At 64.1% G+C, this 15,720-nt stretch carries 13 protein-coding genes; 2 read left to right on the forward strand and 11 right to left on the reverse strand.

The features are described from left to right. Positions 1–93 precede the first annotated feature (93 nt). From ACIQUF_RS04270 to ACIQUF_RS04305, 8 genes are all read right to left on the reverse strand, one after another. The gene (locus ACIQUF_RS04270; protein ID WP_403128774.1) at positions 94–1,083 is read right to left on the reverse strand and encodes a 2-hydroxyacid dehydrogenase; all 990 of its coding nucleotides are present in this window, start codon (positions 1,081–1,083) and stop codon (positions 94–96) included. A gap of 10 nt (positions 1,084–1,093) precedes the next feature. Further along, positions 1,094–2,386 carry an MFS transporter gene (locus tag ACIQUF_RS04275; RefSeq protein WP_403128776.1) on the reverse strand — a complete coding sequence of 431 codons (1,293 nt, stop codon included), beginning with the start codon at positions 2,384–2,386 and terminating at the stop codon, positions 1,094–1,096. Positions 2,387–2,449: 63 nt separating this feature from the next. Continuing rightward, positions 2,450–3,400 carry a sugar kinase gene (locus ACIQUF_RS04280; RefSeq protein WP_403128778.1) on the reverse strand — a complete coding sequence of 317 codons (951 nt, stop codon included), beginning with the start codon at positions 3,398–3,400 and terminating at the stop codon, positions 2,450–2,452. Next, positions 3,393–4,172: a sugar phosphate isomerase/epimerase family protein gene (locus tag ACIQUF_RS04285; RefSeq protein WP_403128781.1), complete on the reverse strand. Its 780-nt coding sequence runs from the start codon at positions 4,170–4,172 to the stop codon at positions 3,393–3,395. Before ACIQUF_RS04285 ends, ACIQUF_RS04280 begins: the two co-directional genes overlap by 8 nt. A gap of 68 nt (positions 4,173–4,240) precedes the next feature. After that, entirely contained in the window at positions 4,241–5,263 is a 1,023-nt protein-coding gene (locus ACIQUF_RS04290; RefSeq protein WP_403128783.1) for a LacI family DNA-binding transcriptional regulator, read from the reverse strand. A 217-nt stretch (positions 5,264–5,480) separates the two neighbouring features. Further along, a complete protein-coding gene (locus ACIQUF_RS04295; RefSeq protein ID WP_403128785.1) occupies positions 5,481–6,728 on the reverse strand; it encodes a c-type cytochrome in 1,248 nt (415 codons plus the stop codon). Between the two features lie 12 nt (positions 6,729–6,740). Continuing rightward, on the reverse strand, positions 6,741–8,525 hold the full coding sequence (locus ACIQUF_RS04300; protein WP_403128787.1) for a GMC family oxidoreductase: 1,785 nt from the start codon (positions 8,523–8,525) through the stop codon (positions 6,741–6,743). Between the two features lie 3 nt (positions 8,526–8,528). Then, positions 8,529–9,263: a gluconate 2-dehydrogenase subunit 3 family protein gene (locus ACIQUF_RS04305; protein ID WP_403128789.1), complete on the reverse strand. Its 735-nt coding sequence runs from the start codon at positions 9,261–9,263 to the stop codon at positions 8,529–8,531. Between the two features lie 300 nt (positions 9,264–9,563). Between ACIQUF_RS04305 and ACIQUF_RS04310 the strand changes: the two genes are divergently transcribed. Both ACIQUF_RS04310 and ACIQUF_RS04315 read left to right on the forward strand, forming a co-directional pair. Beyond that, positions 9,564–10,415 carry a LysR family transcriptional regulator gene (locus ACIQUF_RS04310; protein WP_403128791.1) on the forward strand — a complete coding sequence of 284 codons (852 nt, stop codon included), beginning with the start codon at positions 9,564–9,566 and terminating at the stop codon, positions 10,413–10,415. Between the two features lie 96 nt (positions 10,416–10,511). Then, complete coding sequence (locus ACIQUF_RS04315; protein ID WP_403128793.1) at positions 10,512–11,507, forward strand: aldo/keto reductase; 996 nt, start codon at positions 10,512–10,514, stop codon at positions 11,505–11,507. 5 nt (positions 11,508–11,512) lie between these two features. Here the strand turns inward: ACIQUF_RS04315 and ACIQUF_RS04320 are convergent, their stop codons facing one another. The 3 genes from ACIQUF_RS04320 to ACIQUF_RS04330 are packed head-to-tail and all read right to left on the reverse strand — an operon-like array spanning position 11,513 to position 15,676. Next, on the reverse strand, positions 11,513–12,571 hold the full coding sequence (locus tag ACIQUF_RS04320) for a lipocalin-like domain-containing protein (protein ID WP_403128795.1): 1,059 nt from the start codon (positions 12,569–12,571) through the stop codon (positions 11,513–11,515). After that, positions 12,561–15,020, reverse strand: a complete 2,460-nt coding sequence (locus ACIQUF_RS04325) for an FtsX-like permease family protein (RefSeq protein WP_403128797.1) — start codon at positions 15,018–15,020, stop codon at positions 12,561–12,563. Before ACIQUF_RS04325 ends, ACIQUF_RS04320 begins: the two co-directional genes overlap by 11 nt. Further along, positions 15,020–15,676: an ABC transporter ATP-binding protein gene (locus ACIQUF_RS04330; RefSeq protein WP_403128799.1), complete on the reverse strand. Its 657-nt coding sequence runs from the start codon at positions 15,674–15,676 to the stop codon at positions 15,020–15,022. Before ACIQUF_RS04330 ends, ACIQUF_RS04325 begins: the two co-directional genes overlap by 1 nt. Positions 15,677–15,720 lie beyond the last annotated feature (44 nt).

The raw sequence follows: 15,720 nt of genomic DNA on the forward strand, positions 1-15,720 counted from the left end.
TAGCCGCGAAGCAAGCGACGTGGTGCATGGCACCGGCTTCGCCGGTGTTCGCGGCTGGAGCTGCTCCCACGGGGGGCCCCCGGCCAGGCACATTCAATTGTGCTTGTCTGCTTTCCAGGTCGGCTCATTCACCAGGTTCGCCGGCCGCTGGCCGGCCAGCGCGCTCAGCAGGTTCTCCACCGCGCAGCGCGCCATCGCTTCGCGTGTTTCATGGGTCGCCGAACCGATATGTGGCGTTGCCACCACGTTATCGAGCTGCAGCAGCGGCGAATCAGCGGGCAATGGCTCCTGCACGAACACATCCAACCCGGCAGCGCGAATGCGTTTCTCGCGTAGCGCTTCGATCAGCGCCAGCTCATCCACCACCCGCCCACGGGCGATGTTGACCAGAATCGCTTCGGGCTTCATCAGCTTGAATTCACGCGCCCCGATCATGCCTTCGGTATTGGCACTCAAGGGCACCGTCAAACAGACGAAGTCCGATTCGCTCAACAGAGCGTCAAGACTGCAGTAACGGGCACCATAGCGGGCATCCACCTCCGGCTTGGCCCGCGAACTGTGGTAGAGCACGCGCATGCCAAAACCGGCCGCGCCACGCCGCGCCAAGGCCTCGCCAATGCGCCCCATGCCAACGATGCCTAGCGTCTTGCCATGCACGTCACTGCCAAAATGCGCCGGCCCCAGGTTGGCCTGCCAGTGGCCGTCCCGTACCCAACCGGCCAGTTCCACCACGCGTCGGGCGCTGGCCAGGATCAAGGCGAAGCCGGTGTCGGCGGTGGTTTCGGTCAGCACGTCGGGGGTGTTGGTGAGCATCACGCCACGGCGGGTCAGGTCGGCGATGTCGTAGTTGTCGACCCCGACAGACACGCTGGAGACCACCTCCAATTCGGGGGCCAGGTCTAGCAGGCTGCTGTCCAGGCGCAGGCTGGCACCCAGAAGGCCATGCGCGCCTGGCAAGGCATCGCGCAGCCGCGCCAGGCCGTCACTGGCGTGGGTGTCCACCCAGGTCACCTCGACCTGTTGTTGCAACCGCGCAAGCAAGGCATCAGGGAGGCGTTTGTAAAGGACGATTCGCTTTTTCATGCTCGGTTTCCTATTGGCTCATTGCCAGGCGCTGGCCACGGGGCTTGGCCTGGCCAGAGGTCTGTGAAGTTTTCAGCACGGCCGTGAGCGCCACTGCGGTGAGCAGCGCCCCGGACATGAACAGGTACGAGGCGCCCGGGCCTCCGGTCGCGCCGTTTAGGTAGCCGACCAACCACGAGCCACCGAACGAGCCCAGCGCGCCCATGCTGTTGATCAGCGCCATGGCTCCGCCGGCTACGTTACTCGGCAGAATCTCCGGCACGATGGCGAAAAACGGGCCATAGGGTGCGTACATGCAGGCCCCCGCCACCACCAGCAGCGCGTAGGACACCCAGAAGTGCTCGGTGCCCAGCGCATAGGAGCCATAGAAGGCCAGCGCGGCGATCAGCAGTGGCGGCCAGACGAAGCGCTTGCGCTTCTGCAGGCGGTCCGAAGCCCACGACACGCCAACCATCGCCAGCACCGCAGCCATGTAGGGCACCGACGCCAACCAGCCGGCCTCGACGATATCGACATTGGCCGCCTGCTTGAGGATCGACGGCAGCCACAACACGAAGCCGTACACGCCAATGCTCCAGCAGAAGTACTGCAGCGACAGCACGATCACCTGCGGCGAGCGGAACGCCTCGCGGTAGTTCTTCACCGGTTTGATGCCTTGCTGCTCAGCGGCCAAGGCCTGCTGCAGCGCGGCCTTTTCCTGCCCGCTCAGCCAGTCGACCTGGGCCGGGCGGTCTGCCACCAGACGCCACCAGATGAACGCCCAGAGCACCGCCGGCAGGCCTTCGATGATGAACATCCAGCGCCAGTCGAAGTGCTTGATCAGGTAGCCCGACACCACCGACATCCACAGGATGGTCACCGGGTTGCCGAGCATCAGGAAGGTATTGGCGCGCGAGCGCTCGGCGCGGGTGAACCAGTGGCACAGGTACACCAGCATCGCCGGCATCACCGCCGCCTCGACTACGCCGAGCAGAAAGCGGATGCCGATCAGCAGGTAGACATTGCTGATCATCCCGGTCAGGGTCGCCAGGCCGCCCCAGAGGATCAGGCTGACGAAGATCAGTTTCTTCACGCTGCGCTTTTCGGCGTAGATCGCGCCGGGCACCTGGAAGAAGAAGTACCCGAGGAAGAACAGTGCGCCGAGCAGGGACGACAGTACCGGGGTGATCTTGAGGTCGTCGGCCATGCCGGATGCTGCGGCGAACCCATAGTTGGCGCGGTCCAGGTAGGCCAGGCTGTAGGTGATGAACACGATCGGGATGATGTACCACCAACGGCGTGGGGCGAGGCGGGTCGATTGCATGATGCTTGCTCCTGAGCTTGTTGTTTTTGTCGCAACAGGGCCGGCGTACCGGCGATCAAAGTTTCAGGCACTCTTGGCTAACGCGTAGGCCTCCAGTTCACTGCGCAACGGCAGCCCTTCCATGTCGCCGCGCGACTGCACGGCGCGGCTGCCGCACCAGTTGCCACGCGCCACCGCTTCGGGCAGCGGACGGCCTTCGAGCAATGCGCTGACCACGCCAACGGCAAAAGCGTCGCCCGCGCCGACGGTGTCCACGACCTTGGCCACCGGCACCGGGGCGACGCGCCCCTCGCACTGGGCATTGCGGTAATAGGCGCCCTCGCCGCCCAGCTTGATCACCACCTGTTCGACACCCTGGTCGAGGTAGAACGCGGCGATGTCGGCTGGCGTTTCCAGGCCGGTCAGCAGGCGCCCCTCTTCAAGGCCCGGCAGCAACCAGTGCGCTTTTAGCGCCAGGGCGTTGACTTCACGCACCATGCTGGCCTGGTCCGGCCACAGCGATGGGCGCAGATTGGGGTCGAAGGAAATGCTCCTCCCTTCTGCGCGCATGTGTTTCACCAGTTCATGGGCCAACGCCCTGCAGCCGCTCGACAGTGCCAGCGGAATACCGGTGGCGTGCAGGTGCCGGGCCTGCAGTAACGCAGGGGTGAGCTGCGCGGGCGAAAGTTGGCTGGCAGCGGAGTTGCGACGGAAATACTCCACCACCGGGTCACTGCCGTCGTCGCAACGGCCCTTGAGCTGGAAGCCTGTTGGGAAGTGGGTGTCCACCTCGACGTGGCTGCAGTCGAGCCCTTCCTGACAAAGGCTGTCCAGTACGAAGCGGCCCAGCGAATCGTCGCCCACCCGGCTCAGCCAGCGCACCCCAAAACCCAACCGGGCCAGGCCGATGGCCACATTGCTGTCCGCGCCGGCAATGCGCTTGGCGAATGCGCCCACGCAGGCCAAGTCGCCGCCCTGCTCGGCAACGAACATCGCCATGGTTTCGCCAAAACACAGCACGTCATGCTCAGGCATGGCTCACCTCCGCGCCCAGGCCAATACGCGCGAGATTGTTCACCTGGGCGCGGGTCAGCGCCAGCAGGTCGTCACCAGCGAGAGGATATTCCACCGCGCGCACTAGCCCTGGGGTGAACGCATCGAACAACGCCTCCCAGGCCACCAGGTCAGCTGCCTGCGGCACAACGGCGATCAAGCGGCCATTGGCTTCGCGATGCACGGCCTTGCAGTGCACGTAGCGCACCCAGCGACCGAGCTGCTGTGCGGCTTGCAGCGCGGACTCGCGCTGCCATTGCCAATTGCCGATATCGAAGGTCATACCCAGCGGCAACCGCAACGCCTCGCTGTGCTCGAAGAATTGCAGCAGCGGCTCTATTCGCCCGCCTTGTGGGGTCTGGTCGTTCTCCACCAGCAATACGGGGTCGCCCTGGTGCAGCAGCGCTTGCAAGGCGGTCAAATCGCGTTGGGGGTGGTAATGCCCCAAGGACACTTTCAGCGCCACGGCCCCAAGCGCCCGTGCCAACGCCAGCTTGGCCGGCAGACGCGGGTCGAGCTGGCCGTCGGGCGTCCACAGTTCGAGCGGCGTGGAATACAGGCATTCCAGGCGTAACGCTTTCATTGCCGCAGACAACACGGCAGCGTCCGGGGCTTCGTCGAACAGCTCTTCACGCAGTTCGACACGCATCACGCCGGCAGCAGCCAGCAGTTCAAGGAAGCTCTCCTGGCCTTGCTGGCGCACCAAGCTGGCACCGTAGCTGGAGAGGCTGATGGAAACGGGGTTCGCGTGCATTGTTCTTGTCCTTATGAAACCGGTTTCATTTTTTGGATGCAATAACGGGCAGCCTGCTGCCCGTGGGTTTATTCACGTGGGTGAGTGGAACCTCGGATGATCAGATCAGCCTTGAAGTCGATGCGCCGTGGCGCCCCGCTCTCGCCGCGCAGGCGGTCGAGCAGGCACTCGAAGGCGGCGACGCCGATGCGTTCGGTGGGCTGGGCCAGCGCAGTGATGCCGCCGCCGACCAACGGATACCAGTCCAGTTCGTCCAGGGCGATCAGGCCGACGTCCTGGAACAGTTTGCAGCCGCTGTCGTGGAGCACACGGGTCACGGCCAGAGTTGCCACGCCGTTGAAGGTGAAGATGGCCTGGGGACCATGGCCATTGCTGTCGAGGAAGGCGCCGAGCCGAGCCTGCAGGTCGGTGTCGATTTCCAGCAGTTGCTGGCGCATGCCGGCACGGCGGCTGACCGACGCGGTGAATGCCTGTACCCGCTCAAGCCGCGAACTGGTGCCATCCAGCGGCTCGGTGACCGCCAGGATGTCGCGGTAGCCACGCGCCTGCAGGTGGTCCAGGGCCTGCTCGATGGCCCCTGCGTTGTCCAGGCCGACCAGGTCGACGTTGAGTTCCGGCAGTTGCCGATCGACCAGTATCATGGGCATTTCGCGCTGCAGGTTGAGCAGTTCGCCTGGATGACGGCCTAGGGTATTCACGATCAGGCCCTCGACGTTGTAGGACTGCAGCGCCACCAGGTGATGGCGCTCTTGCTCGTCGTCGCGGTTGGTGTTGCACACCACCAGGCTGTAGCCATGCTGGCGGCAGGCGGTTTCCACGCCGTGCATCACCGCGACCGAATAGGGGTTAAGGATGTCGGCTACCAGCATGCCGATCAGTCGCGTCTGGCCGCGTTTGAGCCCCCGAGCCATCTGGTTCGGTCGGTAGCCCAGGCGCTCGATGACCTCTTCCAGGCGCTTGGCAGTGGCCTCGGCGAGCAACTGCCGGTCGCCACCGATGTAGCGCGACACCGTAGCCTTGGACACGCCGGCAACGCGCGCCACCTCGCTGATGGTCACGCGTTCGCGGGGTTGTGCAGGCAGGTCGGTCATTTCGGGTCCCTTGTGATTATTGTCGGTGACGGCGACTGAAACCGGTTTCAATACATCAAAACCAAGGCTTCTCGTCACCTACCGTTCGTCGGGATTCTATAGAATGAAGATCGTTTGTGGGAGCGGCTTCAGCCGCGAATACGGGCGAAGCCGGTGCCATTTACCGCGTCGCTTGCTTCGCGGCTAAAGCCGCTCCCACTGGGTTAGGTGTCGGCCTTTAGCGCAGTGCTTTCACGTCCCCCGCCGAAACAGCACTGCCCTGATTCCCCCAACTGCTGCGAATGAAATTCACCACCTCAGCCACTTCCTGATCGCTCAAGCGCCAGCCGAACCCCGGCATGGTGAAATTCGACGGCGCCGCATGGGTCGCCGGCACCGTGGCGCCCGCCAGCACCACATGGATCAACGAAGTGGCATCGGCCGTCTGCACCACCGGGTTACCGGCAAGGGCCGGGAACACTCGGGTATAGCCCTGGCCATCGGTACGGTGGCAGGCCGCGCAGTTGTCGATGTACACCGCCGCGCCCGGCTTGCTGTCGTCGCCCTTCCACAACGCCTGCGCGACCTGCGGGTCGTAGACGTGCGGCTGGTCGTCCGGGTTGCTCGGCGGCAGCGTCTTCAGGTAGCGAGCAATCGCCGTCAGGTCGGCGTCGCTCAGGTGCTGCATGCTGTGCTCGACCACGTCGCTCATGCCGCCAAAGACAGCACTGCGGTCACTGCGCCCGGTCTTGAGAAACTGCACCAGCTGTTCCTCGCTCCAGCTGCCCAGGCCGTCCTTGTGATCGCCGCGCAGGTTCTTGGCGATCCAGCCTTCCAGCGGCGCACTGCCGGCCAGGAACTGCGTGCCATCGGCCGGGCTCAATGCCTGTTCCTGCATGGTCAGCGCACGTGGGGTATGGCATGCGCCGCAGTGGCCCAGGCCTTCGACCAGGTAGGCCCCGCGATTCACCACAGGATCCGTTTCGGCAGGCGCTTGCCAGGCTTTCACTTCCGGTGCGAACAGCCCGCGCCACATCGCCAGCGGCCAACGCATGCTCAGCGGCCAAGGGATATCCGTGGCCTTGTTCGGCTGCTCCACCGGCTGCACGCCCTGCATGAAGTAGGCGTACAAGGCGCGCATGTCGTCGTCCTTGACCCGCGCATAGGAGGGGTACGGCATGGCGGGGTACAGCGTGCTGCCGTCCTTGCCGATGCCTTTGCGCACCGCCAGGTCGAAGTCTTCAAAGCTGTAGCGGCCGATGCCGGTGGCGTCGGGCGTGATGTTGGTGGAGTACACAGTGCCGATGGGCGTTTCCATTGGCAACCCGCCAGCGAACGGCTTGCCGCCCTTGGCGGTATGGCAGGCCACACAGTCGCCGGCACGGGCCAGGTACTCGCCCTGCTTCACCAACGCATCGGTAGCTTCATCGGCCTGCGCCGCCATGCTTGCGCCAAACATCAGGGACGCGATCAACAGAGTCTTCATGTTCATCGCTCCTCAAGCCTGGACCAGCGGACCGGGGTTTTTCAGGTACTGCTCACGGATGGCCTTGGCCGACCAGTATGTCAGTGCCGCCACCAGGCCGGTCGGGTTGTAGCCCAGCCCCTGGGGGAACGCCGAAGCGCCCGGGACGAACACGTTGTGCACGTCCCAGCTCTGCAGGTAGCGGTTCAGCGCGCTGGTTTTCGGATCAGTGCCCATGATCGCGCCGCCGTTGAGGTGGGTGGTCTGGTAGCTCGCGGTGTTGAAGTGTTCCTTGACCTTCTTGCCAAGTACGGCGATGGCCTTGGGGTTCATCGCCTGGGCGATCTTGCTCAGTTTGTCGACCATGAACTGATTCATCTTGATGTCGTTTTCCTGCCAGTCGAAGGTCATGCGCAGCAGCGGCTGGCCGTAGGCATCGCGGTAGGTCGGGTCGAGATCGAGGTAGTTGCCGCGGTACGACTGGTGCGCGCCATGAGCGTCCATCGAAACCTGGTGGGTGTAGTAGTCGGCGGTGGCCTTCTTCCAGGCGCTGCCCCAGGCGGGGGTGCCGGGCGGGTTGGCGATGCCGGCAATCGGCCGGCTGCCCGCCTGGTTGACCCACATCGGCGAGCCGCCGACGAAGCCGTGCGGTCCATGGTCGAAGTTGTCAGCGTTGAAATCGTCGATCGCCACGCCGTTGCCGCCAGCGCCGATGAAGTTGTTGGTGTAGGTGTCCTTGTCGAAGAAGGCTTTCACCGTGCCCATGTTCTGATAGGCGAAATTGCGTCCCACCACGCCTTCGTTCTTGATCGGGTCGTAGGGTTTGCCAATGCCGGACAACAGCATCAGGCGCACGTTGTTGAACTGGAAGGCGGCGAGGATGACGATGTCGGCGGGCTGCTCGACTTCACGCCCCTGGGCATCGATATAGGTCACCCCAGTGGCCTTGCGCTTGTTGTCGTCGAGGTTGACCCGCAGCACATGGGCGTTGGCGCGCAGCTCGAAGTTCGGCACTTGGCGCAACGCCGGCAGGATGTTCACGTTGGGCGAGGCCTTGGAGTACATGTAGCACACGTAACCACTGCAGAAGCCGCAGAAGTTGCACGGCCCCATCTGCGCGCCATAGGGGTTGGTGTAAGGCCCGGATGTGTTCGCCGACGGCAGGTTGTAGGGTTTGTAGCCCAGGCTCGCGGTGGCCTTTTCGAACAGCTTGGCCGACACCACGTTCTTCTGCGAGACCAGCGGGAACGGGTTGGAGCGATCCGGCGCATAGGGGTTGCCGCCCTTCCCCTCGCCGACCACCTGGCCGTTGACGGTCCAGGCTTGACCGGAAGTCCCGAAGACCTTCTCGGCAAAGTCGAAGTGCGGTTCGAGCTCTTCGTAGCTGACACCGAAGTCCTGGATGGTCATGTCTTCAGGGATGAAGCGCTTACCGTAGCGTTCCTCGTAGTGGCTGCGCATGCGCAGCTCCATCGGGTCTACCCGAAAGTGCACACCGGACCAATGCAGCCCCGCGCCACCAACGCCCTTGCCGGGCAGGAACGCGCCGAGCTGACGGTTCGGCAGCGCAACGTCATTGCCGTTGTGGCGGATGGTGACGGTTTCTTTCGACACGTCGACGAACAGCTTCTTGCGCACGCTGTAAGTCAGCTCATCGATGACCTGCGGGTAGCTGCCTTCGGGGTAAGTGTCCTGCATCGGCCCGCGCTCCAGCGCGACCACCTGCAGCCCGGCTTCGGTGAGCTCCTTGGCCATGATGGCGCCCGCCCAGCCGAAACCGACGATCACCGCATCGACCTTCTTCATTGCATTGGCCATGCCTTACGCCCTCTCGCCGCGAATCGAAACTGCCGGGAATGGGTAAGGCTCGTTGCGCTCGACCCAGTCCATGAAATCTGCCCGGGCACCGGGGAAGCCGATTTGCGTCCAGCCGACCATGCCTTTGTTGCCGCCGTGGATGGGGTCGCAGAAGAAGCCTTCGCGGGTGTTTTGCACCAGAAGGCTGAAAAACACCTTGGCCGGCAGTTGCTCGAAAACGATCTCACCGGCTTCCATCTTGCCGAGAACCTTATCTCGGGTAGCGCTGTCTTGTTCCGCAAAGGTTTTACCGCTGGCGTTTTTGCACCAGGCGTCCGCAGCGGCAATGCCCAGGCGATAGATCTGTTGCGGGCTGAGCTGTAGCTGATGACCAAGCTCCGGTGCGGCGTCAGCCTTGAATGGGCCTTGCATGTACCACTGAGCGCCCGTGGCGTACGGGGTATTCATCTGGCGATCGATGAATTCAGCGGCGCCGGCCTCCAGCGCTCCTGGGCCGAGTTCATCGGCGGGGATGATGCGCGACACCGCCGCCTGCACGAAGGCCCATTCTTCTTTGGTGAAGAAGGTTGGCTGGTAATCACCCGCAGGTGGCGTGGCCGGCACCTTTGGCTCACGTACTGGCTCGGCCAGCAACTGGCTGGCGCCAAGGCCGGTGCTGGCCACGGTGACGACCGGTATCAGGGTCAGGGTTTTGCGCAGGAAATCCCGGCGCGGGTTGTCGGAAGAATGCTCAGGCATCTCGAGTCCTCATCAGCATTGGGCGGCCTTGGGTTGCGCCATCTGGGTTTCGATCAAGGCATGGCGCCCTGAGAAAGTCGCGCAATCTAGCTGATTCGGAAATGTTTTGAAACCGGTTTCATCGGATCTTGTAGGAGCGGCTTCAGCCGCGATCACCGGCAAAGCCGGTGCCATCCACCGCGTCGCTTCCTTCGCGGCTAAAGCCGCTCCTACGAGGATTTGTGCAAGCTTCATAGTTTTGAGCAAACAGGTTAACCCTCGGTTTAGGCGTATCATGCCAACCCACACCTGAGGCCCGCCATGTTCGACTGGGAAGATCTTCGCCATTTCTCCGCTTTCATCAGCGCCGGCTCGCTCTCCGCCGCCGCCAAGCAGCTCGGTGTCGACCACGCCACTGTGGCCCGGCGCATCGCTGCACTGGAAGCGGCGCTCAACCTCAAGCTGGTCGACCGTCGCCCCAGGGCCTACGTGCTGACCGAAGAGGGCCGCCGGGTTGGCTTGTACGCCGAACAGATGACGCAGTCGTCCTTCGCCCTTGAACATTTCGCCAGTGCCGGCCAACAGCAGGTCGAGGGTGAAGTGGTGCTGGCCGCCCCGCCTGCACTGCTGGGCAGCATCGTCGCGCGGCACCTGGGCGAGCTGTACCAGCGCTACCCGCAGCTGCGCCTGAAGCTGGTGGGCAGCAAGTCACGCGCCTCGCTGGCACGCCGCGAAGCCGACATCAGCATTGCCCTGGCCCGACCCAGTGAACCAACCCTGGTGGCCAGCCTGCTCGGGTACCTCGAATATCGCCTGTATGCGTCGGACGCTTTCATCCGCAGCGCCCGCGCACCGCGTTACATCGGCTACGACCAGTCGCAGAGCAAGTCGCCGCAGCAGCAATGGCTGCTCGCGCAAACCGACTACCAGCCCTTCGTCTTGCAGAGCAACGACCTGCGCATCCAGGCCCAGGCGGCCGCCGGCGGCATCGGCATCGCCTGCCTGCCCGCATTCATGGCTGAGGAGCATGGCCTAAGGTCTATCGGGGATGAGGAACAGTCGATGAGTATCGAAATCTGGCTCGCTGTGCACGAGGACGTGCGCAACACCCCGCGCATTAAGGCAGTCACCGACTTCCTGCAACACCAGATCAAGCCGCTGCTGCGCTTGTGAATTTCTGCAGAAGTCGCCTGCACCGATAGGGAATTTCCGCACACCGCGAGCCCCGCTAAGCTTCCCCCATCGCCAACTATCACCGAGGAGAAACGGATGCAGTACGTCAAGTTGGGCAACACCGGCCTGGATATCTCGAAACTGTGCCTGGGTTGCATGACCTTCGGCGAACCCGACGCCGGCACCCACCCCTGGACCCTGGGCGAGGCCGACAGCCGCCCGATCATCCGCCACGCCGTCGAGCAAGGCATCAACTTCTTCGACACTGCCAACAGCTACTCGGCAGGCACCTCGGAGATCATCCTCGGCAAGCTACTGAAGGAATTCGCCCGCCGTGACGAAACCGTCATCGCCACCAAGGTGTTCTTCCCCGCCAACATGTGGGAAGGCAGCACCCGCCCTAACGAACAAGGTCTGTCGCGCAAGGCGATCATGGCCAACATCGACGCCAGCCTGACCCGCCTGGGCACCGACTACGTCGACCTCTACCAGATCCATCGCTGGGACTACCACACCCCGATCGAAGAGACGATGGAAGCCCTGCACGATGTGGTCAAGGCCGGCAAGGCGCGCTACATCGGCGCCTCCTCGATGTACGCCTGGCAATTCGCCAAGGCCCAGCAGGTGGCCGCGGCCAACGGCTGGAGCCGCTTCGTGTCGATGCAGAACTACCTCAACCTGATCTACCGCGAAGAAGAGCGCGAGATGATCCCGCTTTGCCTCGACCAGGGTGTCGGCCTTATGCCCTGGAGCCCAATGGCCCGCGGCCGGCTGACCCGCCCGCACGGGCAGCAGACCGAGCGCACGCGCACTGATATTTCCGGGCAGTCGTTCTACGCCGGCACCGAAGTGGAAGACGGCCGGGTGATCGACGTGGTCGAGCAGCTTGCCGCCGAGCGTGGCGTGCCGATGGCGCAAGTGGCGCTGGCCTGGGTGCTGGGCAAGCGCGGGGTTTCAGCGCCGATCGTGGGGGCATCCAAAGCGACCCAGCTGGATGATGCGATTGCGGCGTTGGAATTGAAACTCAATGCCGATGAGATTGAGAGGTTGGAAGCGCCGTATGTTCCGCATGCGGTGACCGGCTTCAAATAGCCGATTCAGTACCCGGTCATTTCCAGATAGCCCCGACCAGTGCCCCCTACCCGCACTGGCCCCTCCCAATACGGAAAGCGCGTGCCCATCCAGGCGTTGGGCACCAGCGCGTCGACTTCCACATCCACCTGCACCGACGGCACCTGCACCCGCCAGCGCGTTGGCAGTCGTTTACCATTGTCCAGCGTGGTCCAAGCCAGCGGGGTCAACTCAATCTGCTCGCCCTGCAGCGCCTGTGATTGGCCGTGTGCATCGACCCACGTCCCCGCCCGATACGGCAACGCTTGAGCTTCACGCACCTGAAACAGCATCATCTTCGCCCCGCTTTCCAGGTGCAGCGAAAACCAGTCCCAGCCCAGCTGCCCAGCCGCCAACGGCTGGCTGCTCCATTCCCGGTCGAGCCACGCCTGGCCTGTCACGGTGATACGCTGCCCATCCCGCTCGACCTCACCACTGACCGTGTAGAACGGCTGACTGTAGTAGTAAGACGCCTGGCCCTTGCCGGATTTTTCGCTGTAGCCGTTCACGCCGTGCAGCACCAGAGGGCGATCAGTCTTCAGCGCCAGGTCATAACCAAACCCTTGCCCACTGGCACGCATCTTCAGATGGTTGACATCCGGGTCGCCTTGCAACGACCAATCATTGATCCAGGCACGGAACGGTTGCGCCTCCACGCCCGCCTGGCCAACGCCGCCACGAGCCAGGGTTTCGCTGACCTGGTGGCCACCCGGGCCGGTCAAGGCCGCGTGGCCCATCCACAGGTTGGGGCTGTTCCAGTTCGTGGTTTCAGGCCCAGGGCGCAGTGCCGAGCGGAACAGCGTCCATTGCACGCCCCAATCGCGGCTCTGGGCATCGCGAAGGTTGGCGGTGACGTACCACCACTCGATGCGAAAACCGTCATGCGCGCCATGGTCGCGGGGAAACACCAGCGGCACGCCTGGTACGACCTGCTTGAATACAGCCGCATCGGCGCCAAGGCCTGCAAAACTTTTGGGTGCAGGCACGGGTGGGTCGCACCCGGTCAACAACAGGCAGACTATCAGCAGCCAGGCTTCAGTTTTCATCGGCGAACTGCCTCAACAAGGCGCTTGGCTGGCTGCGTGCCAGTTGCCACAGCGGCCAGGCACTGGCCAGCAAACTGGTGAACAGGCCCAACACGGCAAGCTGCAGCCATTGCCCCGGGAACACATGCCACGGCAGTCGCCAGCCAAAAGCCTGCACGTTCACCACCGTCACCAGGCACCAGGCCAGCAACAGACCCAAAGGGATCGCCAGCAATACGGTAAAGCCGCTGAGCATCAATGTCTGGCCCAGGCTCAACCAGGCCAGCCTGCGGCGCGGCACGCCCAGCGCCCATAACGGTGCCAGTTGCCCCATGCGGCGATGGCCCAACGTCAGCTGGCTGATGAACAATGCAACCCCGGCCACACCCAAGGTCAGGCTGTTCAATGCCGCCGTGACGGCGAACGTGCGGCTGAACACGTCGGTCGACCAGGCTTTCAAGCGGGCTTGTTCGACTACCTGGTTATCATCCAGGGCATAACGTTGCTGCACCCTGTCTTTGAGTCCGCTGACTTCACATGAGCGTACCAGCAGGCTCAGGCCGGACAGAGTGGCGCCCGGCGCGTGTTGCCGCAGCCAGTCGGCGTTGACCAGCACATGGCCTTTGGGGTTGCCATAATCGGCATACAGGCCAACCACTGCCATTGTTTGCGGTGGCTCGCCAGGCAGCATTACCGTATCGCCCACACCCAGCCCCAGGCGACGGGCCAGTTGCTCGCTGAGCATGGCACCGTGGCCGTCAGCCAGCGCCTGCCAGGCACCCGGCGCCTGCTTGAGCAACGGCCAATGCTCGCGGTAGAACGGATGATCGATCACTCCCTGCACCTGCACCGGCCATTGCTGCAAACGCCAGTCGACCCGCCAACTAGGCAGCACCGCGGTGACGGCTGGATCGGCCAGCAACTGCGCCGCTATCTGCTGAGCCTGAATGCTGTCGCGGGGTGTGACGTACAGGTCCGCCGACAGACGCTGATCCAGCCAGCCAATGAACGTGCGGCGGAAACCTTCGGTCATGCCGCCAACGCCGACGCTGGCGGCTAATGCCAGCAGCAGCGCCATCAATGCCAGGCTCAGGGCAGGCAACTGCTGTCGGCTGTCAGCGATGAACCATTGCGTCAGCGGGCGCCGGCTGTAATGTGCCAGGCCGCGCAATGTCGTTGCGAGCAGCCCCGGCAACAGCAGCGCCGCCGCCAACAGCAGTGCCGCGAGCATGGCGAATGCACTGGCTAACCCATTGCCGAAGTAAGCGCATGCCAGGGCCAGCGCCAACAGCGCCACAGCGGCCACGGCCTGGCGCCGCAACCACGGCACTTGCGCCAGCCGCCATGCCTGGGGTTGCGCTATCGCCAGCAACGGCAAACGGGCCGCACGCAGCAGGCTGTCGAGCCCCGCCAGCAGCGCGCCGAGCAGGCTGACGGCAATGCCCAGCAACCACCACTGCGCTGGCAGGTGCAAGTGCCCGGCCACCTGGGCGCCATACAGCCCCCGCAAGCTGGAAGCGAAATCAGGCAACATCAGCGCCGCCAACAGGTATCCCGCCGCGACGCCCGCCACGCCCCCCAGAACAGCGAACAGCCCCAACTCCAGTGCAAGCGCGCCTACCAACACCCGCAGGCTCACGCCGCAAGCGCGCAAGGTGCGGATCAGCCCGCGCCGCTGTTCCAGCGCCAGACCAATAGCCGCATGGGCGATGAACAACCCGACCACGAAGGCCAGCAGGCCAAGGGCGGTGAGATTAAGGTGGAAGCTTTCGGTGAGGCGTTGCAAGTCGGCGTCCTCAAAGGACGGCTGCAGCTTCAGGCTTGCTGCAATGGCGTCTGGCAGCGGGCGATCACTGTCACTGAGCAGCCGCGACAGTTGCCCAGGCGCGTTGAGCAACGCCTGGGCCTGACCGATATCGACTATGACAACGCCTGGCGCCAACTGCGCGTGCAGGGTCAATGGCGGCAATAATTGCCCGTCCGCCGTGACGACCTGCTCCCCAGGCTGTTTGCCCAACTGACGCAGCGTGTCCGGGCCGACCCAGGCCTGCCCAGGCGTACCGATGAACGCCTGCAGGTCGAAACCTTGAGCGTCGGCACCGGCGACCGCCATACCCGGCAACAGGCTCAGCGGTTCGATGCCGATCAGCCGCAACGCTGTGGGTGACTCCCCTGCCAAATGCAAACGCCCTTCCAGAACCGGCGTAATCTGCCAGCCTTGCCTGCGCAGTTGCACATACAAATCCTGGTCGAAACGCTGCCCAGCCCGCGCCACCAGCTGTACGCGCGCAGGCCCGGCAAGCACGGCGCTGGCCGCTGCGTAGTCGTTACGCGCCTGGGTATTGAGTGCCTGCACGCCTGTCCACAAAGCCGTGGCCAGCCACAACCCGGTGAAGATGCTGATGCACTGCAGGCGGTGGCGCCACCAATGGCTGCCCAGTGCCTGCAAGGTGATCAGCAGAGTGTTCATTACCCTTGAACCCGGCCCAGCTGCAACACACAGCGGCGTTGCAAGCGTGCGGCCAGGCGTTGGCTGTGGGTCACCATCAACAGGCTGCTGCCCGCCTCTTCCACCAGTTGCAGCAACAGCGCCATGACCTCGTCGCTGCTGGCTTCGTCGAGGCTGCCGGTCGGCTCGTCGGCGAGCAGCAGCATAGGCCGGCTTGCCAGCGCCCGGCCAATGGCCACACGCTGTTGCTGGCCGCCGGACAACTGTTCCGGGTAGCGCTGAAGCAGATCAGCCAAGCCCAATCTTGCGGCAAGATGCTTCACCCACACGGGGTCATGGCGGCCCGCCAGGCGCGCCTGAAAGGCCAGGTTGGCGGCGACATCGAGGCTACTGATCAGGTTGTACTGCTGGAACACCAGGCCGATGCCCTCGCGCCGCCAGCGTGCCAGGGCCGCTTCGCCACGGCTGTCGAGCGGCTCGCCGTCGATCAGGATGCGGCCGCTGTCGGCGCGGTCGAGGCCGGCCAGCAGGTGCAGCAAGGTGCTCTTGCCGCTGCCGGACTCGCCCATCAGGGCCAGGCTGCTGCCACGTGCCAGGGTCAGGTCGACCCCGCGCAGCACCTCCAGCGGGCCTTGGGCGGTGGCGAATGACTTGTGCAGGTGTTCGACGGCTAGCATCGGGGGCCTTTTGGGATCGGCGGTTATTGCAGTATGGCGGCAAT

This window comes from Pseudomonas sp. NPDC090233 (assembly GCF_044772285.1).
Lineage (GTDB): Bacteria > Pseudomonadota > Gammaproteobacteria > Pseudomonadales > Pseudomonadaceae > Aquipseudomonas.

Excerpts from the sequence above, each read along its gene's own strand:
- ACIQUF_RS04300 (WP_403128787.1), bottom strand. The coding sequence starts at position 8,525 with ATGGCCAATGCAATGAAGAAGGTCGATGCGGTGATCGTCGGTTTCGGC.
- ACIQUF_RS04330 (WP_403128799.1), bottom strand. The coding sequence starts at position 15,676 with ATGCTAGCCGTCGAACACCTGCACAAGTCATTCGCCACCGCCCAAGGC.
- ACIQUF_RS04315 (WP_403128793.1), top strand. The coding sequence starts at position 10,512 with ATGCAGTACGTCAAGTTGGGCAACACCGGCCTGGATATCTCGAAACTG.
- ACIQUF_RS04285 (WP_403128781.1), bottom strand. The coding sequence starts at position 4,172 with ATGCACGCGAACCCCGTTTCCATCAGCCTCTCCAGCTACGGTGCCAGC.
- ACIQUF_RS04270 (WP_403128774.1), bottom strand. The coding sequence starts at position 1,083 with ATGAAAAAGCGAATCGTCCTTTACAAACGCCTCCCTGATGCCTTGCTT.
- ACIQUF_RS04320 (WP_403128795.1), bottom strand. The coding sequence starts at position 12,571 with ATGAAAACTGAAGCCTGGCTGCTGATAGTCTGCCTGTTGTTGACCGGG.
- ACIQUF_RS04275 (WP_403128776.1), bottom strand. The coding sequence starts at position 2,386 with ATGCAATCGACCCGCCTCGCCCCACGCCGTTGGTGGTACATCATCCCG.
- ACIQUF_RS04310 (WP_403128791.1), top strand. The coding sequence starts at position 9,564 with ATGTTCGACTGGGAAGATCTTCGCCATTTCTCCGCTTTCATCAGCGCC.
- ACIQUF_RS04325 (WP_403128797.1), bottom strand. The coding sequence starts at position 15,020 with ATGAACACTCTGCTGATCACCTTGCAGGCACTGGGCAGCCATTGGTGG.
- ACIQUF_RS04280 (WP_403128778.1), bottom strand. The coding sequence starts at position 3,400 with ATGCCTGAGCATGACGTGCTGTGTTTTGGCGAAACCATGGCGATGTTC.
- ACIQUF_RS04290 (WP_403128783.1), bottom strand. The coding sequence starts at position 5,263 with ATGACCGACCTGCCTGCACAACCCCGCGAACGCGTGACCATCAGCGAG.
- ACIQUF_RS04295 (WP_403128785.1), bottom strand. The coding sequence starts at position 6,728 with ATGAAGACTCTGTTGATCGCGTCCCTGATGTTTGGCGCAAGCATGGCG.
- ACIQUF_RS04305 (WP_403128789.1), bottom strand. The coding sequence starts at position 9,263 with ATGCCTGAGCATTCTTCCGACAACCCGCGCCGGGATTTCCTGCGCAAA.